The following is a 19506-nucleotide window of genomic DNA, read 5'->3' as shown; positions in this document are numbered from 1 at the left end:
ACCGGTGCGCGAGTTCATCCGACTCTTCTTTCCTGAAACCCTGCTCGTTTCGCGTACTCTGTGCGCTCGCGGCAATCTGACCCCTGAGTTACTGGACGACCCTGTTCGGCGATCCAGGAGCTGTCCCGTACCTCGTGGTCTGGCTCGACCGCCGTTGTCAGATCGATGCTGGGGAATTCCGTTACGGCAATATTCGATGCAGAGTCAACAATGAAAGCCGACTCCTATCGATCTAGACCCCCCACTCAAGGCATCGGGTTTCGACCTATTCGATGCGGTGGACTGGAGGACCTTCCATGCGCACTCCCCATACGACGAATCTTTCTCACCTGCTCGATCCCGAACATGCGGCGGAACCATATTCATTCTATGCCGAGGTGCGTACAAAATCGCCAGTGCAGTGGGATGAATGGATGCAGACCTGGGCGGTGTTCGGCCATCCGGAAATTCTCGCTCTCTCGAAAGACAGGCGTCTTTCTGTGGCCAGAATATCGGATTTCTATGAGAGCTTCCCCGAACAAGCCCGTGGCGACGTTGCACTGCTGGCTCGCACACTGTCAGACATGATGCTGTTCAATGATCCGCCGCATCACACCCGGCTGCGCCGACTGATCAGGCCGAGCCTGTCTCCCCGCCTTGCCCGGGAACTACGCTTTCATGTCCAGGAGTTGGCTGACGAACTGCTCGACAAGGTCCTGCCGAGCGGGCGCATGGACATCATTCACGACTTCTCGGAACCGCTCAGCCGTGGCGTGATCGCGAAACTGGCAGGCGTATCCGACGACGCCACCCACCTCCTGGAGAGCTGGCAGGGGCTGTTGCATGAGTTCTTTACCCAGTCCGGCTCCCAGAACGCGCGGATACAGGCACTGAGGGAGTCCTTCGACCGCACTGCCACCGCTCGTCGAAACAGCACGGCCGATGACTTCTTCAGCCAGATGATCAGTCCCCAACTCCGGTCAGCCGACTACACCGAGGACGAAGTCTTCGCCAACCTCCTGCTGCTCATCGACGCGGGGCAGGCGACTACCACCCATCTGATCGGGAACGCGGCCCTCGCCCTGTTGAACAACGACGAGCAGACTCAGCGGCTGCGCAGAGATCCTGAGCTGATGACACCCGCCACGCACGAACTGATGAGATACGACAGTTCGGTCCAGTTCACCACTCGGAAGGCGCTCGCCGACATCGACCTCGGTGAGCACCTGATCCGAGCCGGCCAGTCGGTGACCCTGGTTCTTGGTTCAGGGAATCGTGACCCCCGCCGCTACACCGACCCTGACCTATTGGATGTCTCCCGACCGGCCGCTGACCACCTGTCGTTCGGGCACGGCATCCACTACTGCCTGGGCGCCTCGCTGGCTCTCACCGAGATCGACGTCGCACTGCGGACGCTGCTGCGTCGGACCACCAACTGGAAGTGCGAGGTGGCGCAGCCCGAGTGGCTCGAAAGCATAAACTTCCGCTTCCTCGCATCCCTTCCGATCACTTTTGAGGCAATCGCCTGAATGTGGCATGCGCCCCGGCCGAAGGGGAGCTCCTTGATGCCGTGCGGCAACTGGCGGACCGCCCGTTCGACCTCGGTCGGGCACCGTTGCTGCGCACAGCGGCTTTCCGACGGGACGACGGCGGTAGTCCGTCAAATCCGGCGATGGTGTGGGTTGCGGCAGGTCGGACTGGTCGAAGGCCGGTGGCAGGAGTCAACCGGCTTGGTGATGGCTCACGTTGACTGCTCGCCGTCCGTGTCGGCCTGCGCCGGGGCCGTTGGAGGAATACGCGGCCCGGTTCGGTGACCTCTTCCTCGGCCGGGCCCAGCGGCGGGGATTTCGTGAGTACCTGACCGGGCTGCCGGCGCCGCGGGAGCGGAACCAGGCGATCACCTGCTTGGAAGCGGCGGAGCCGGTCGCCGGCGCGGGGATGCCCGGGGGCGCAGCGGCTGCAGTTCTTCCTGTCCGAGTCGCCCTGGGAGACCGAGCAGGTCAACGACCGGCGGCTTGAACTGCCGCGCAAGCAGCCTGCAACTGCACGCACAGCCGCATGGGCAGCAACGCAGATCCCGCAGCGGGCAATATCTGTCAACTTCCCATATCGGAGAGGGCATACATTGCTCCACAGAAGACCTCACACCCTCGATCTGGGAGTTTGAGGAATCACAGGCATTGGACCAGAAACGCGAGATCGGCATCTCTGGCGGACTGAATCTACTTACCTCTTGTGATCTCTGGATGGGGTCGCGGTTCTCGGGTCGCGCGGACAAGGTTCTGGAGAACGATGAATTTTGATGGGGCATTGCTCGAAGACTGGATGCGCGACCACTACCATGACGCTGCGATAGACATAGGGTCGAGCGGGGTTCTTGACTACTCGTTCGGACAGGTGCGACAACTCGCCGGCATCGAGCCCGGTGATGTGGACCAGATCGTTTTCCGGGACAGCCCGTGCCTGGGCCGGGACGACCTGCGCGAGGCCATCGCCTCGCGCTGGGGGGACGGTGACGCGCGCAGGGTGATGCTTACGCACGGCGCCAGCGAGGCTATCTACGTCGCGCTCCAGACCCTCCTAGAGCCAGGTGATCAAGTCGTCGCCCTGCACCCGGCCTACCACTCGCACGTATCCGTCGCAGAGTCCATGGGGTGCGAGGTTCTGCGCTGGCGACTGCGCGAGGAGGACACATTCCGGCCTGACGTGGAGGAACTCGCGAGGCTCGTCACTGCGCGCACAAAGGTTATTGTGGTCAACTTTCCGCACAACCCGACCGGCGCGACACTCGACCTTCCTGGTTTCCATCGCCTGCTTGAGATTGCTGACAATGTTGGCGCCTATCTCCTGTGGGACGGCGCTTTCACGGACCTGGTCTACGATGACGCACCGCTGCCGGACCCCGGACTGACCTATCCGCGCACTGTGTCGATCGGAACCTTTTCAAAAGCTTTTGGTCTACCCGGCATGCGCTTCGGATGGTGCATGGCCGACCCGGAGCTTCTGCGGGCGATGACCAACCTGCGCGACCGCATCACCCTCAGCCTCTCTCCGCTGATCGAGTTCATCGCGCTGCGCGTCGTACGCCGTGCAGAAGCCTTCATCGCTCCCAAGCTGAAGAACGCCACAGAGAACCGGCGTCTGCTGGCCGACTGGGCCGCGCGACACGAGGATCGTGTCGACCTCCCACTGCCCCTCGGCGGAGTGACAGCGTTCCCGCAACTGCGCCCGTGGCGGGACACGACCGAGCTTTGCCGGCGGCTGGGAGAGACCAGCAACGTACTGCTCGTCCCCGGTCGGGCCTTCGACCACCCGTGCCGCGTCCGACTCGGTTTTGGCGGCGATCGCAGCCAACTGAGCAAGGGTCTGGACATTTTGAGCGCTGAGTTCGCCGCGAGTCACCAACCGTGAGGCGGAAAGGAACCCTGACGAACATGCAGAGCATTGAACTCTCGGACATCGAGTTGAAGACAGTCCACGAATTACTCGCTTCGCTCACGGCGAAGTTCCACTCGATCAGTGACCCGGAGTTCGTCCGGCAGTGCGCGGTGTACGCACACGAACTGCCGCAGCGGCTGCGGGCCGAGTTGAACGCGTTCCGCCTGGAGGCTTCCGGTGGCGTGCTGTCCATCCGCGGCTTCCGGATCGACGACGTTGCTGTCGGGCCCACTCCCGAGCACTGGCGTACCCACGTTGGCCAGGCGTCCACGCTCCCCGCGGAGGTGTACTTCATGCTCTGCGCATCCCTGCTGGGCGACCCCATCGCCTGGGCGACCCAGCAGGACGGCCGGATCATGCACGACATCTTTCCGATCAAGGGTCACGAGAACGAGCAGCTTGGCTCGGGCAGCGAAGAACTGCTGACCTGGCACACCGAGGAGGCGTTCCACCCGCTGCGGGCCGACTACCTCGGCCTGGCCTGTCTACGCAACCACGACCGGGTGGCAACGACCTTCGCCTCGGTCGACGACCTCGAGCTCACTGTTGAGATCAGGGACTTGCTCTGTCAGGAGCGGTACCCGATCAAGCCCGACCGCTCGCATCTGCCCCACCACGGCGAAGACAACCGGGCGATTTCGACGCGCGAGCGCGAGCTGCTCTCGCGCAGCTATGAATGGATCATGGCCAAGGACAGCAAGCCCGACCGAGTCGCCATCCTCTCCGGCGACCGCGCAGCACCCTATCTACGCATCGATCCCTTCTTCATGGAGGACGCATACGCCGACCCGGACAGCGCCCGCGCAATGAAGGCCATCGTCGCGGAGGTCGATCGCAACATACGAGATCACGTGCTCGAACCAGGTGAACTGCTCTTCCTGGACAACTACAAGATCGTGCACGGCAGGGTGCCATTCACTGCCCGCTTCGACGGTACGGACCGCTGGCTCAAGAGGCTGAACGTGGCGCGCGACCTGCGGAAGTCGCGCGATCGCAGGATCAGCCACGACGCGCGAGTGATCCATTGACGACCTACAGCGCCTCGGCCCTCGCGGCCGGACGGACCCTGCCCGGAAACGACTGGGAGACGTCAGTGTCGACTACCCAAGACTCTGCGATGCAACCGAAAGACGGCCAGGACCGCCGCGTTGACAGGGATTTCCCCCTTTCCCTGGCACAGGAGCGGATCTGGGTCTCCGAGCAGCTCGCCGATGCGGGCTCGCACTACGGGACCCCGGTGGTGTTCGCCCTGCGCGGCGAGCTGGACCCTGGGCTGCTCGAGGTGGCTCTGACCCATATCGTTGAACGGCACGAAGTGCTGCACTCTGTGGTGTCCATCGCGTCTGGCTCGCCCCGGTTCGTCGTCGTCCCCGCTCGCCCCGTAAGACTCGATCCACAGGATGTGGCCTCGGAGCAGGAGATGACTGAGCGGGTGAGCGCCGCGACGGCAGCTCCGTTCGACCTCTCGCATGGGCCGCTCGTGCGGTTCGGTTTGTACCGCCTCGGTCCCGCGGATCACCGCCTGCTGGTGGACATACATCACCTGATCTTCGACGGAGTCTCGGCCGGCGTGCTGGTCCAGGAGCTTGTCGAACTTCTTGCCGCGGGGGCCGAGGGCCGCACACCCGCGCTTCCCGTGCTGCCTTTCACCTACGGGCAGTACGCCGTTGAGCAACGTCGCTCGCTCGACGAGGGCCTGTTGACCAGTCAGGTCGAGCACTGGTGTACCCAGCTCGGGGACGCGCCCTTCGCACTTGAACTGCCCACCGATTACCAGCGCCCCTCACGCATGAGCTTCCATGGCGCCAGCCACTCCTTCACCTTTCCGGCTTCGCTGGGCGTCGAACTCGCGGAGACGGCCCGCCGCTGGAGCGTCACCCCCTACGTGGTCATGCTCGCCGGCTGGGCTGCCGTTCTCGGCCGCTACGCAGGCCAAGAGGACCTGCTGGTGGGCACCCCCATGGCCGGTCGGACCGAGCCGGGCACCGAGGAAATGATCGGCATGTTCGTCAATGTCCTGGCCCTCCGGGTACGTCCAGAGCGAGATCAGACCTTCCACGGACTGGTCAACCAGACACGCCGGGCTTCCATCGAAGGTCTCGCCTATCAGGAAGCGCCGATCGAGAACGTCATCGAGCGACTTCGTCCGCCACGCGACCCGAGCCGCAATCCGCTGTTCCAGACGGCATTCATCTACGACGAGGCGCTTGAGGAGTCCGTACACGTCGCGGGACTGACGATCGAGGGGGCCGCACCGCCACCGCGTACCGTCAGCAAACTCGACCTGAGTATCGAGGTCGTTGAGCGGGACGGCCGACTCGAAGCGGAAATCGAGTACGCGACCGACCTGTTCGCGCCGGAGGCGATCCGCCGCATCGCAACGCACTACACCACCTTCCTCGCCAACGCGGTCCGCTCGCCGAACCGACCGCTGTGCGAGATTCCACTGGTGTCGAAGGAGGAGCACGCTCTGCTGGTAGCGCAGCAGAGCGGAGACGGCGCACCATACGATCCCGTCGTCCTCCCCTCGCTCTTCGAGGCCCAGGTCGCGCGGCGCCCCGACGCATGCGCGGTCTCCTGCGGCGCATTGCGGTGGAGCTACCGACAACTCAACGAGCGGGCCAACCGGCTTGCCAGAGCTCTGATCGCCCGCGGAACGGGACCCGAGGAGCTGGTGGGGGTCGCGTTGCCCAGCGGCCCGCTCCTCGTCCTGGCCATCCTCGCGATCAGCAAGGCGGGTGCCGCGTTCCTACCGCTCGACCCGGCCTGTCCGACCAAGCGAATCGAGTACATCGTCGGCGACGCGCGTCCCGCCCTGCTGCTGACCGATGCCGCCGGCGCCACGGCCCAGCCCTGGACGACGCCGATCCTGGTCCTCGACGAAGAGCAGACCGGGCGTGACACGGACGCGGACGCGTCGAACCTCTCCGACGCACAGCGGTCGCACCCCCTCACCCTCGCGCACCCGGCATACGTCATTTACACCTCCGGTTCGACCGGGACACCGAAGGGCGTGACGGTCACGCACGAGGGCCTCGCTGGGCTGTCCGGCGCGCAGATCGAGGCATTCGGCGTACGGTCCGGCAGCAGGGTCCTGCAATTCGCCAGTCCAAGTTTCGACGCCTCCGTCTCGGAGCTCTGCATGGCCCTGCTCAGCGGCGCCACGGCGGTGTTCGTCCCGGGTCTTCACGACTTCGTCGGGGGCTCGTTCGAAGCAGTGCTTGTCCGGGAGACCGTGACGCACGTGACCCTGCCGCCCTCGGTACTCGCCTCGCTTTCCCCCGACGAGGATCTGCCCGCGGACCTGACCATCGTGGTAGCCGGGGAAAGCCTGACCGCCGACCTCGCCGCACGCTGGTCCGGGCGTTGCCATATGTTCAACGCTTACGGGCCTACCGAGGCCACGGTGTGCGCAACGCTGATCGGCCCGCTGACGGGGAACGAGGGGAACGAACCGCCACCCATCGGCCGGCCGATCGCCGACACCCAGATCTTTGTTCTGGACGAGGGCCTGCGGCCGCTGCCGGTGGGTGTGGCGGGCGAGCTGTACCTGGGCGGCGCTGGGCTGGCCCGCGCATATCTCGGCCGACCCGACCTCACTGCGGCCAGGTTCGTTGCCAGCCCCTTCGGCCCGGCCGGGGGGCGGATGTATCGCACCGGAGATCGGGCCCGTCGGCGTGACGACGGGAATCTTGAGTTCGTCGGGCGCCGGGACGACCAGGTCAAGATGAACGGCTTCCGGATCGAGCTCGGCGAGATCGAGAACGTGATCGCAGCGCACCCAGATGTGGAACAGACCGCCGTGGTGGTACGCGAAGACAGACCGGGGCTGCGGCACATCGTCGCCTACGTGGTGGCCCAGGCGCCCGACGAGGAGATCCTCGCCCACGCCGCGTCACAGCTGCCCGGTTACATGCTCCCGTCTGCCGTGGTGCGCTTGCAGAACCTGCCGTTGACCACGAACGGCAAGGTGGACCGGCGTAACCTGCCTGCTCCGGATGATCGTGCATCCGTCACCGACCGCAGCCCGGGCACCGGGCGTGAGCAGCAACTGTGCAGGCTGATCAGCGAGGTGCTGGACCTTGCTGGGGTCGGCGTGGACGAGAGCTTCTTCGAACTCGGCGGCCAGTCTCTGCACGCGGTGCGTCTGCTGAGCCGGATCCGCAGTGTCATGGGTGTGGAGATCGGTATCAAGGCCCTGTTCCAGGCGCCCACCGCGGCGTTGCTCGCGGCGCAGATCGACTCCGGTCAGATCGCCGTCATCACCCGGCCGGCACTCCTCCCGATGGTCCGCTGACCCACGGCGGGCGCCGGATGACTTCCGTGTGGGCGGCTGGGACCGCACAGAGCAGTAGGGATCTCCATGACTGTGTCAAGCCGTATGCGTGACCGATCGAACCGAGGGGCGAACGTCGCCTGTTGGGTCACCAGCGATGCCCGTAGCGCTCAATCAGCCGTCGGAGCGTCCCGGAGGACCGGGCGATCCTTCCTCCTGAGCCATCAAGGGCAAAGCGCCATCAGCCACATCCGATCCTCCCGTACCGCCAACATCATTGGGGACCAGTCGTGATCCCTCTGTCGTTCGGGCAACTCGGACTGTGGTTCATCCATCAGATGAATCCGGGCAGTTCGATGTACACCATGCAGCTCGCTTCGCGGCTGACGGGGCAGCTGGACAGCACAGCCCTGGAGGAGGCATTGCGAGACGTCGTGCGGCGACATGAATCGCTGCGCACGGTCATCCGGGACTGTGCGGGCATGCCGCACCAGGTTGTCCTGGATATCTCGGAATGCGCGGTGAGACTGGAGTACGAGGAGCTTGCCGAGGAAGAGCTGCATCAGGCGATGCACGAGTGCTCGGAACGCCCGTTCGACCTTGTGCGCGATCTGCCCCTTCGGGCATGGCTGTTCGCACTGGGGCCGCAGGAGCACGTGCTGCTCATCTCGATGCACCACATCGTCAGCGATGGCTGGTCGTTGGGGCCGCTCACCCGAGACCTCGCCCGGGCCTACGAGGCGAGGCGCCGTGGTGCCGAGCCGATTATGCCGCCGCTGCCTGTCCAGTACGCCGACTACACGCTCTGGCACAGGCAGTTGCTGGGCCGCGAGGACGATCCGGACAGCCTGGCGTCGAGACAGCTCGCGCACTGGCGTTCGGTGCTCGACGGCATGCCCCAGGAACTGCGCTTGCCGGCGGACTACCCGCGCCGACCGATGTCCGACTTCGCCGGGGGCACGATCGAGTTCACCCTCGACGCCGATCTGCATGCGGCACTGGTCGAGGTCGCCCGCACCGAGAACGCGACCATGTTCATGGTATTGCAGGCCGGGTTCGCGGCGCTGCTGAGCAAGCTCGGTGCGGGCACCGACATTCCGATCGGCTCACCCGTGGCCGGCCGCATGGATGATGCGCTGACCGATCTCATCGGGTACTTCGTCAATATGCTGGTATTCCGCGTTGACGTGTCCGGCGACCCGAGACCGCGAGACCTGGTCAAGCGGGTCCAGACCGTCGCCCTTGATGCCTACGACAACCAGGACATCCCCTTCGATCGCCTGGTCACGGCACTCAATCCTCCCCGCTCGCGGACCCGTCACCCGCTTTTCCAGGTCATGCTCACCCTGGAGAGCGACGCGGACGCCGGGCTCACGTTCGACGGATTGACCGACGTGCCTGTGGAAATCGACGGCGGCAGCTCCATGTTCGACTTGGCGTTGAGCCTGCGGGAGAACTTCGGCCCGGGCAAGGAGCCCGCCGGGGTGGATGTGTTCCTGGAGTACCAGCTCGACATGTTCGAGCGGGAGACCGCGCAGCACGTGGCCGACGGTTACCGGCGGATGCTGGCCGCCCTTGCCGCGGACCCGGATGCACCGATCAGCACAGTCGACCTGCCCATGAATGCGGCACGCATATCGAGTTGAGCGGCCGCTGACGAATGATGACAACTTACCTAGGAGAGTGAAAGCAGTGGCGAATCCATTCGAGGACCAGGACGGCGTGTACCTGGTGCTGGTCAATGCTGAGGGACAACACTCGCTGTGGCCCGCCGCCATCACTGTGCCCAAGGGCTGGACCGTAGTGCACGGCGAAGCCGGGCGAGAGGACTGCCTGGAGTACGTGAAACGGAACTGGACGGACATGCGGCCCAGGTCCCTGGCCGAGGCGACAACCACTTGAGGGCACCTCGGCGTGGCACCGCCGCCCGACCGGACCCAAAGAAGCCATCACCCAGCCCTCGTGCCGGGGCCTGAAACCAGCACGCGCGGAAAGAGGCGCAATGAGCGATGTAGTGGTATCCGGCGAACGAGAACGTCGAGGCAAACGCAGACGGCTGCTGACTGACCGGCACTTCACCTGCTTATTGGCCGCCCGGCTGGGCTCCAGCATGGCCAACGGATTCCTGCCGGTTGCGGAGAGCTTCGGTATCCTCCACACCACTGGTTCTGTGAGTGACCTCGGCCTTGTCCTCGGAGTTCAGGCGGCGGTTTCGCTCGTCCTGTCGCTGTTTGCCGGCGTCGCGGCGGACCGCTTTCCGCGTGCCGCGTTGCTCATCGCTTCGTCGATCGTACGCCTGGTCGCGGCGGCGACCTTGGCCGTGGGACTACTCACGCATACTGCGACCCTCGGCTGGTTCTTCGCTCTGGCAGTCGTATACGGCGGCGCTGACGCGCTATTCGGTCCGGCCAGCACGGCGATCATGCCGGACATCGTTGCGAAAGAGGACCTGGACGAGGCCAATGCGTTGGTCGGCACCTTTTCCTCGCTGGCTTGGACGGCGGCCCCTGCGTCGGCAGGAGTGGTCGTGGCGGTGTACGGTTCGGGAGCCGCTTTCCTGGTGGAGAGCGTGCTGATGTTCTTCGTTACTCTTTGCCTCATATTCGCCAGGATCCCCGCTGGGAGCGGAGCCGAGCCGGATCGCAAGGGCGGGACGCTCGCGCAGCTGGGTGAAGGATGGCGTGAGTTTCGAATGCGCCCCTGGCTATGGCTGCTGACCTTGCAGTGGACGTTGTTCTCGCTGGTCCTGTTGGCTCCCCTCGCGGTCCTCGGCCCGCTGGTGGCCGACACCCATCTGGGCGGTCCCGCAGCTTGGGGTGTCATCGGCACCTGCATGACCATCGGCGTGGTCTGTGCGCAGTTCACCGCCGGGCGGATCAAGCCGAAGCGGCCGGTGGTCTTCATGGCGTGGCTGCCACCGCTGATCGTCTTCGAAGCGTTGGCTCTCGGCTCCGGCGTGCCGACGGCGGTGGTGGCGGGTGCCGCACTGCTCTCCGGCTGCGCGATCGGCCTGCAAGGAGTGTTCTTCCAGACCCTCATGCAGCGAGCCGTGCCGAGCGCGGTACTCGGCCGGGTGGCCGCCTTCGACCTGATGGCCTCGGAGATCGCCCAGCCGGTCGGCTTCGCCGTAGCCGGCCCACTGGGCATCCTGTTCGGCCTACGCCCGGTCCTGGTGGGCTGTGCTGTGGTCGCAGTGGTGGGCACGGCACTGTTCGCCCTTGCCCTGACCAGGGTTGAGCAACCAGAGCTACAGGCGCAGAACGAGCCGGACGATGCCGGGCTCCGCAAGCGCGCCATCGAACCGCACATGCCGGACGGCGGCAGTGAGGCGTCGGTCAGCTGAGCGGTACTCGACCGCACACGAACCTTGACGAAGCCGGACCTCCGCGGCACGAAGGAATCAGGAAGATGATTTACAAGGACAGATTGGCCATACCCGGTCCGACCCCGCTGCCGCCCGCGGTCATCGCGGCGGCGACGCATCCCATGGTCGACGAGCGCACCGTGGACTTCGCACGCGTATTCACACGGATCATCGACGGGCTCAGGCAGGTGCTGGGTACCGCGGGGGACGTGCTGATCTTCTCGTCAAGCACCACCGGTGCGTTCGAGAGCGCGGTGCAAAACCTCTTCAGTCCAGGGGAAAAGGTACTCGTGGTGGACAACGGTGCCTTTGGAAGCCGCTGGGTGGCGCTGTGCCGCGCTTATGGCCTGGAGACCGTCGTGCTCGACGTCGAGTGGGGTTGCGAGCCGGACCCTGCGGTCGTCGAAGCCTGTCTGGAGGCCGACTCGCGAATCGTCGCGGCGATCGTCGTGCACTGCGAGACCTCCACAGGCGTCGTCACCGACCTCGAGGCCATCGGGCGCGCGACCCGCAGTGTGCTGACGGTAGTGGACTCGGCCTCCGGGGCCGGCGGCTGCGAAATGCAGGCCGACGCGTGGGGGTTGGACGTCGTGGTCGGCGGGACTCAGAAGGCGCTGATGGCGCCGCCAGGGGTCTCTTTCGTCTCGGTCAGTGAGCGCGCCTGGCGCCGGCACGCCGAGGCCAGGCATCTGCGGTACTACTTCGACTGGACGATCACGCGTGACAGCCTGAACCACTCCATCCCGCGTACCCCCTGGACGCCGGCGGTCGGCGTGCTGCTCCAGTTGTCTGCGGCGCTCGAACAGGTACTCGCTGAAGGCATGGAGCAGCGCCACCGGCGGCATGCGGAGCTCGGCCGGATGGCCAGAGCGGGCTTGCGCGGCCTCGGACTCCGGCTGCTGACCCCAGAAGTAGCGCGCAACGGCATCGTGACGGCCGCGTTCACACCGCCCGGAATAGGCGCGGGACCTCTCGTCGATGCGGTTGTCGAGCACACAGGCGTCCAACTGGCCACCGGCAACGGAGAACTGGCCGACCAAGTGGTACGGGTCGGTCACTGCGGCCACACCGACCCGCTCGACCTGGTTGCCGCGCTGGCCGCGCTTGAGACCGGGTTGGCAGCCCTTGGCGCCCCGGTGCTGCCGGGCAGTGGCGTCACACCCATCGTGAAGCTGATGGCAGAGCAGATCGACGCCGCCGCCGCGAGCCCCTTGACGTCGACGTCGCCCAACCCAGAGGAGTCCGCTGCGTGAACGCCGCCGTTCCATCAGCACGTAACGACGCGCCGAAGCTCATCCCGCACCTGCTTGAACAGCACTCCAGGGTGACGCCGCACGCGTGCGCCACCGAGGACGCACAGCGGGCGCTGACCTACGCCGAACTCGACGCCGAAGCCGAGCACATGGCGGCGCGCCTGGCGGAGGCGGGAGTGCTTCCCGGCGATCGCGTCGGCGTGATGATGCGTCACTCCGTTGACCTGCTGGTCGCGATTCTCGGCGTGCTGCGTGCGAGAGCGGCCTACGTGCCTGTCGATCCGGACTACCCCGACCAGCGCAAGAGTTTCCTCGCGGCGGACTCCGGTATCAAGATTCTCATCGTGGACGGAGCGCAGGAGGGGGCAACCAGCCTGCCCGTCACGACGCTTGCGCCGGACCGGGGCCGCTTGCCTCCCCGTCCGGGCGCCCCCGCAGCCGCGCCGGACGATCTGGCCTGCGTGATCTACACCTCAGGTTCCACCGGAGCGCCCAAAGGCGTCATGATCACCCATCTCGGCCTGGCGAATCTCGCAGCCGCCGCGAGTGCCGAGTTCGGCATGGGGCCGCGTGATCGCTACCTGATGCTGGCCGCCGCCGCATTCTCCGCCTCACTCGAGGAACTGTTCCCCCCACTCGTACAGGGCGGGACAAGCGTGTTCCCGACCGACCGGGTTGCGCTCTCCCCGGTGGGGGCCCTGCTCGACTTCCTGACCGCGCACGACGTCACGCTGCTGGAGATGCAGACGGCGCACTGGCACCTGCTGGTTCGCCACCTCGTGGACACCGGCGGGGCACTGCCCCCATCGCTGCGCCTGGTCGTCATGGGAGGAGACCGCGCCATGCCCGAAGCCGTCCAGCAGTGGAACCGCTTCCGCCTTCCGCTGGTGCACGTCTACGGGCCGACCGAGACCACTGCGACCGCGGCGTACTGGAGCGTGCCGCCCGGACAAGCACCCAGGGACGGGGTGTTGTCCATAGGCGATGCCATCGCCGGAACCCGCATGTTCGTCGTCGACGAGCGGCTCGATCTCGTTCCCGCGGACGCCGAGGGCGAGCTGCTCCTCGGTGGTGACTCGCTGGCACGCGGTTACCTGGGCAAACCCGACGTCACCGCGGAGCGGTTCGTCGCCGACCGCTACTCGGGGATCCCGGGGGCCAGGTTGTACCGCACCGGCGATCGGGTACGTCGTCTTCCCGACGGCCGGCTGCAATTCCTCGGACGTGGCGACCAACAGGTCAAGGTGCGTGGATATCGCGTCGAACCAAGCGAGATCGAGGCTGCGCTCGACCGGCACCCAGCGGTGCGTCAAGCCCTGGTCACGACTGGTCGAGACGTCTCGGGTGAGCAGCGTCTGATCGGCTACGTGACTGCTGACCGGGACACCGTGAGCGGCGGTGAGCTGCGTTCCTTCCTCGCCGACGAACTGCCGGCCTACCTGATCCCTTCAGCGCTGATCCGAATGGACGACTTCCCGCTGACGACGCATCGGAAGATCGACCACGCGATGCTTCCACAGCCGCCGAAGCGTCGGCCCGACCTGCCCACCGAGTTCGTGCCGCCGACAGGTGAGATCGAGCGGCGCGTCGGCGCCGCCGCGGCGGAGCTGCTGGGAATCGACGAGATCGGCGTGCTCGACAACCTGCTTGACCTGGGTGGGGATTCGCTGTTCATGGTGCGGCTGATCAGCTGGATCGGCCAACACCTGGGCATCAGCCTCGGTTTCCGCGCGGTCTTCGACGCGTATTCGGTACGCGGAGTGGCAGCGCTGGCCGACGCGAAGGCGGACGTCACGGCGGTGGGTAAGCCGGGCGGTGGCTGGTGACCATGCTTCCCGACCTACCAGTGGCAGTGCTTCCGGAACCGGCGCCCGCCGACCTCATGACAGCGCTGCATGCCTCAGGCGTTCGACTGGCTCCGCCAGCCCGGGCTCAGGGCTTGATCTGGACCGGCGAGCGGCCCTCGGCGCTGGCAGCTGCACTGGAGTGCGCGCCGTCGGTGCGCTGGGTCCAGTTGGCGAGCACCGGCGTCGAAAGCTACCTGCCGCTCATGGATCAGAAGATCCGCTGGAGCCGGGCCGTGGGCGTCCAGTCCGAGCTGGTGGCTGAACACGCCCTCATGCTCGCGCTGACCGTGCTGCGTCAGGGCACTGCCTCCGTGAGGGCCGGCGCGTGGCTGCCGCGCCCCGCCATCGGGCTGACGGACGCCGAGGTGCTTGTGGTGGGCGGCGGCGGCATTGCCCGGGCACTGCTCGCACTGCTGCGCCCGTTCAGGGTCCGCGCCAAGGTGGTGTGCCGCGGCGGCGCCCCGATGGCGGGCGCCGAGGTCGGCACGCCCGATCGCCTCGACGCATGGCTGCCCGAGGCCCGTGTCGTCTTCCTCGCGGCGCCGCTGACCGCGGACACGGCCGGTCTGATCGACGCAGTCAGACTCAGGTCCATGCGTCGGGACGCGTGCCTGGTGAACGTGGCGCGCGGCGGACTCGTCATCACAGATGACCTCGTTCGTGCGCTGACCTCCGGGTGGATTGCCGGCGCCGGCCTGGACGTCACCGACCCCGAGCCGCTTCCTCCGGAGCACCCGCTGTGGTCCCTTCCCACCTGTGTGATCACCGCGCACTGCGCGGGCGATCTGGATCACGCACTCGGACCCTTCGTCGACCTGGTCCTGCGCAACATTCGTCGACTGGCGAACGGCCTTGAGCCGATCGGCCTGGTCGACCGGGAACTCGGTTACTAGCCGACTGTCAGGAAGAGCGGGACACGATGACCGAGTCAACCACTACTCCGAAGGCCACGCACCCGACCGGAGCACCCATGGGCAACCGACAGATCGAGAGGATCTCCCTCCTGCAGGAGCAGATCTGGATTGCTGAACAACTCGCTCCGGACCGCAGCGTTTACGGGATACCGATGGTGATCCGACTGCGTGGCGCGTGGGACACGGAGCTCGCCGAGCGCTGCGTGACCGAGATCGTGCGTCGGCATGAGGTGCTGCGCTCGCGGGTGGGCGAGGAGAACGGTGAATTTTACCTGATCACAGATCCGCCGCAGCCCTTCGCGCTGCCTGTGTTCGACTTTCGCTCCCGGCCCGACGAGTGGCGTGTGTTCGTCGATAACGCCGCTCGCGAGCCCTTCGACCTTGTGAACGGCCCGCTTCTGCGGGCTGCCGCGCTACGTCTTGAGGATGACGCCTACGTGTTTTTCCTCAATATGCACCACATCGTTGCGGACGGTTGGTCGCTGCGTCTGTTCTGGACCGAGTTCGTCGCGCTCTACGCCGCATGGCACGCGGGCGGTGAGCCCGGTCTGCCTGACCTCACCCTGCAGTACCGTGACTTCGCCGCCGAACAGCGGCGCACCACCGAGGACGGCGGTTACGGCAACGCGCTCGACGCGTGGGCTCGGGAATTGGCCGGTGCGACGACGATCCTCGCGCTGCCGGTCGATCACAGTTCAGGAGCGTCCCGGGACTACCGGGGGGAAGCGTTCACGACAGTGGTGCCGGAGCAACTGCGGGCCGATACCTACGTCTGCGCCAAGCGGCTCGGGGTCACGCCCTTCGCGACGCTCGGCGGTGTGTGGGGCGTTCTGCTGGCCCGCTACACCCGTCAGGACGACCTGCTGATCGGAACACCTCTGGCCGGCCGGACCCGGCCCGAGTACCAGTCGCTCATCGGGCTGTTCGCCAACACCGTGCCCCTGCGACTGCGGCTGGACGCGGACGTGTCCTTCGCCTCCCTGGTCCGCGAACTCCAGCTGAGCACTTTCGACGCGCTCTCCTCACAAGACGCGCCTTTCACCGAGCTTGTCAAACGGGTCGACTCCCAACGCACCTCGCGTGAGACCCCGCTCTTCCAGACGATGTTCTCCTTCGAGCAGTCCACGGAGTTCGAGGCCACGCTGCCGGGCTGCGCGGTGACGGAGCTATACGAGTTGTCCAATGGCGGGGCCCGGTTCCGTCTCAGTCTCGGCGCTGTGGACGCGCTGGGGGAGCTGAGCCTGCAGTTCGAATACGACAGTGAGCTGTTCGACCCGGGCACCATCGAGGCAATGGCCGACAGCTACCTGGCGCTGCTCGGCCAGGCCGTTTCCCACCCCGAGCTCCCACTGGGAGCGCTTCGCACATCGACCGACGCCGCACCCGATCGGGAGCTCACCGGCCGACCCGTGCCGGGGGACGAGCCGGCCACCCTGCACGGGCTGTTCGAGCGACGGGTCCGACAGAGCCCGGATGCGCCGGCGATCGAGTGTGAAGACGGAACTCCAGTCAGTTACGCACAGCTCAACAGCCAGGCCAACCGGCTCGCGCGGCATCTGCGTCAGCTAGGTCTTCGCACGGGCGAGCGGGTGGCGCTCGCCTTCCCCCATGGCTCCTCCTGGCCGTCCGCCGTGCTCGCCGTGCTGAAGGCGGGCGGGGCCTACGTCCCTGTGGCTCCGGACGCGCCCGGCAGCCGCAACGCCCACGTCCTCGCCGAGACCGCGCCCCGCTTGGTGCTCACGGTCATGGACCTTGCCGAGAACTTTGCCGGGGCCCACCACGTGCTCGCCCTCGACGATCCGGCGGTTGCTTCCTCGATCGAGGCCCAGACCGGTGAAGATCTCGAGGACATCGCTATGACGGGCCGTCAGGTCGCCTATGTCCCGTTCACCTCCGGCTCGACGGGCGTGCCCAAGGGCACCCTCGTCACCCATGTCAACCTGACCGCGTTCACCCGTGCCGCGGTGGACACGTTCGATCTGGGCCCGGAAGACAGGATGCTGCAGCTCGCCGCGATGACCTTCGACGTACATGTCGAGGAGCTCTTCCCCACCTGGCTGGCCGGTGGCTGCGTCGTCTTTTTCGATGGCGTGCTCGGCCGGACCGGCCCGGAGGAACTGCTGCACCTCCTCGGAGAGCGCGAGATCACTCTGTGTGAGCTCCCCACCGCCTACTGGATCGAAGTAGTGCGCCTGATCGACCCGTCTGTTGTCCCCATTCCGCACACCTTGCGGCGCGTGCTGGTCGGCGGCGAACGCGCGCCGATCGAGGTCTACCGGCGTTGGCTGGACTTCGGGATTCCGCTCACCCATGTCTATGGGCTCACCGAAACGGCGGTGACCAGCACGACTTACCAGCCCGGTGCTGACTTCGACCGCGAGGCGCTGCCGATCGGACGACCCATGCCGCACGCCGCCGTCTACGTGCTCGACGCTTTGCTCGCACCGGTTGGACGCGGCGTGCCGGGGGAGATCTACCTGGCCGGCCCCGGCGTCTCCGACGGCTTGCTCAACCGGCCCGAGCAGACCGCCGAGCGCTTCTTGGCGGACCCCTTCGCGGCCGAGCCGGGCGCACGTATGTATCGCACCGGCGACCAAGGCCGATGGACTACCGAAGGTGACCTCGAATTCCTCGGCCGCGTGGACCGTCAGCTCAAACTGCGCGGCCATCGGGTCGAGCTTGCCGAGATCGAATCGGTACTCGACGGCCATCCGGACGTGGCGCGCAGCCTGGTCGTGCCTCGGCGCACCGAGGCTGGTCCAGCGGCCGAGCTTGAGCTGATCGCGTTCCTGATCGGTGCCTACGCCGACGAGGCGACGGTCGCGGCGTACGTTCGTACCCAGCTTCCCCCACACCTGGTTCCGGCTCACATCTCCGTAGTGGAACGGTTCCCGCTCACCTCGCATGGCAAGGTTGACCAAGCAGCCTTGCTCGCGCTGCAGAGCCGCGAGCGTGTCGTCCCCGAGGAAGTGCAGGGCAGCGAGCTCGAAGTCAAGATCGCGGGGGTCTACTGCGAGGTACTCAAAGTACCGACGATCGACCTGCGGACGGACATCTTCGCGCTGGGTTTCCACTCTCTGGCCGCGCTGCGGCTCCTGTCCCGCCTCAAGAGTGTGTTCACGGTGCAAGTCCCGATCGCCGAGTTCTTCATGGACTCCTCGGTCACCAACGCCGCCCGACTGATCGTGGCGGCGGGGGCCGACCAACCGGTCGGCTGACCGACCGTGAGTGGGACGACCGCCACCGCCACGAGCCGGAGGGCCTGCCGCACGCTCAGCCCGGTGACTCGACCTGAGCCGCCGGGGCCGTTGGAAAGGACTTACCGCCTTCTTAGGGTTGTGGTCACGTCGTGGGTAGGGCTGAGTCCGGTGCCGGCAAGTCAGCCGTCGATGAGGTCGGGACGGAGTTGAATGTGGCGCTCGTCGACTCCTCAAACAAGCGAGTTGTGCCGGTTCATCCATGCGGAGAAGGCGGACTACCCGATGGTTCAGTTGTGCCGGGTGCTCGCCACCGAGCTGCCCGCCGAGCTTCTCGCCCGCACCCTCGGCATCGACATCACCCTCGCCGTCAAGCCGACGCACGACTTCACAAGCCGTGCGTCCGAGCGGAATCGCCGGTCCCGGATATGGGCACCGGCAGGAATAGTCGCTGGTCAGGACAGTGCTCACCGACGGGGGTGAGTAGCGGCAAAATCTACGATGACCACCATGGAACCACTGCCCGTCCTCGCCCACCTGGACAGCCCTTTCATCAACTTCCGAGACTTCGACTTCGGCGAGGGCTCCCACGGCTACCGCTGGATCAACGCCAAGCGTTTCCAGCTATCGTCCGAGGCACCGGATGATCGAGACGTGCTGGCCGCCTTGATCGCGCATCCTCAGTTTCGGGACACGTACGACGGAGCCGGCGTTCAAGACTGGCCGCGGCACGGCCAGTGGTGGCTTGACCGCATCGCTCCCGAGGCCTACGAGACCATCGATGCCGATACGGCGGTCGATGTCGTCCGCTCCTGGGCCAACCAGCATGGGGACGTACCGGAACCACTCGCATCGCGCCTGCGTCAGGAGATCTACACCCCGATCCGCAAGGCAGCCAGCAGATACCTGCTGGGACAGCTTCCCGAGGACGCGTTCCACGACTATGGCCCGATCCACGTCGACTACCACGAACTCGTCCTCATCGACCGCTCGGCAGCGACACTCACCCTCCTTGTCACAGCTGACGACTGACGCCACCGCGGTCAGCACCACCGACGTTTCAGGTGGAGGCATTCAGGCAGTTTCCATACCCGAGCCCGCCGTTACACCTGCAGCCGGACTCGCCCGAGGCCGTCCGTCCTAGGCGGTGTCTTCAAATGATCGTCGCTGGTGGATCATGGTTTCGTGATACGTCGCCATGAACTGTCGGATGCTGAGTGGGAGTTCGTCCGGCCGCT

Annotated in this window: 12 protein-coding genes and 1 pseudogene; all 13 read left to right on the top strand. The window is 66.1% G+C overall.

The window, feature by feature from the left end; all coding sequences use genetic code 11:
• The first annotated feature begins 296 nt into the window (after window positions 1-296).
• The 13 genes and pseudogenes from CR470_RS03890 (at window position 297) to CR470_RS03825 (ending at window position 19300) form a co-directional block, all read left to right on the top strand.
• Window positions 297-1508 carry a cytochrome P450 gene (locus CR470_RS03890; protein ID WP_179892127.1) on the top strand — a complete coding sequence of 404 codons (1212 nt, stop codon included), beginning with the start codon at window positions 297-299 and terminating at the stop codon, window positions 1506-1508.
• A 217-nt stretch (window positions 1509-1725) separates the two neighbouring features.
• Window positions 1726-2026 (top strand): annotated as a pseudogene (locus tag CR470_RS41440) (IS701 family transposase); the annotation flags it as partial.
• A gap of 245 nt (window positions 2027-2271) precedes the next feature.
• Complete coding sequence (vioD, locus tag CR470_RS03880) at window positions 2272-3390, top strand: capreomycidine synthase (protein ID WP_097866173.1); 1119 nt, start codon at window positions 2272-2274, stop codon at window positions 3388-3390.
• A gap of 23 nt (window positions 3391-3413) precedes the next feature.
• Complete coding sequence (gene gntD / locus CR470_RS03875; protein ID WP_097866172.1) at window positions 3414-4445, top strand: guanitoxin biosynthesis L-enduracididine beta-hydroxylase GntD; 1032 nt, start codon at window positions 3414-3416, stop codon at window positions 4443-4445.
• Between the two features lie 89 nt (window positions 4446-4534).
• Window positions 4535-7714, top strand: a complete 3180-nt coding sequence (locus tag CR470_RS03870; protein WP_143663763.1) for a non-ribosomal peptide synthetase — start codon at window positions 4535-4537, stop codon at window positions 7712-7714.
• 269 nt (window positions 7715-7983) lie between these two features.
• Complete coding sequence (locus CR470_RS03865) at window positions 7984-9339, top strand: condensation domain-containing protein (RefSeq protein ID WP_179892126.1); 1356 nt, start codon at window positions 7984-7986, stop codon at window positions 9337-9339.
• A 46-nt stretch (window positions 9340-9385) separates the two neighbouring features.
• Window positions 9386-9595 carry an MbtH family protein gene (locus CR470_RS03860; protein ID WP_097866169.1) on the top strand — a complete coding sequence of 70 codons (210 nt, stop codon included), beginning with the start codon at window positions 9386-9388 and terminating at the stop codon, window positions 9593-9595.
• 100 nt (window positions 9596-9695) lie between these two features.
• Window positions 9696-11036, top strand: coding sequence for an MFS transporter (locus tag CR470_RS03855; protein ID WP_097866168.1), 1341 nt, complete (start codon window positions 9696-9698; stop codon window positions 11034-11036).
• A gap of 65 nt (window positions 11037-11101) precedes the next feature.
• The gene (locus tag CR470_RS03850; RefSeq protein ID WP_097866167.1) at window positions 11102-12310 is read left to right on the top strand and encodes a pyridoxal-phosphate-dependent aminotransferase family protein; all 1209 of its coding nucleotides are present in this window, start codon (window positions 11102-11104) and stop codon (window positions 12308-12310) included.
• Window positions 12307-14136 (top strand): non-ribosomal peptide synthetase, encoded by a 1830-nt coding sequence (locus CR470_RS03845; protein WP_097866166.1) that lies wholly within the window; start codon window positions 12307-12309, stop codon window positions 14134-14136. Before CR470_RS03850 ends, CR470_RS03845 begins: the two co-directional genes overlap by 4 nt.
• A 113-nt stretch (window positions 14137-14249) precedes the next feature.
• Window positions 14250-15050 (top strand): NAD(P)-dependent oxidoreductase, encoded by an 801-nt coding sequence (locus CR470_RS03840; protein ID WP_179892125.1) that lies wholly within the window; start codon window positions 14250-14252, stop codon window positions 15048-15050.
• 77 nt (window positions 15051-15127) lie between these two features.
• Window positions 15128-18289, top strand: coding sequence for a non-ribosomal peptide synthetase (locus tag CR470_RS03835; protein WP_179892124.1), 3162 nt, complete (start codon window positions 15128-15130; stop codon window positions 18287-18289).
• 489 nt (window positions 18290-18778) lie between these two features.
• Window positions 18779-19300 carry a hypothetical protein gene (locus CR470_RS03825; protein ID WP_179892123.1) on the top strand — a complete coding sequence of 174 codons (522 nt, stop codon included), beginning with the start codon at window positions 18779-18781 and terminating at the stop codon, window positions 19298-19300.
• Window positions 19301-19506 lie beyond the last annotated feature (206 nt).

This window comes from Streptomyces sp. rh34 (assembly GCF_002551245.1).
Classification (GTDB): domain Bacteria; phylum Actinomycetota; class Actinomycetes; order Streptomycetales; family Streptomycetaceae; genus Streptomyces.
The sequence above is the reverse complement of the archived record's forward strand: the minus strand, read 5'-3'. Positions and strand labels throughout refer to the sequence as shown.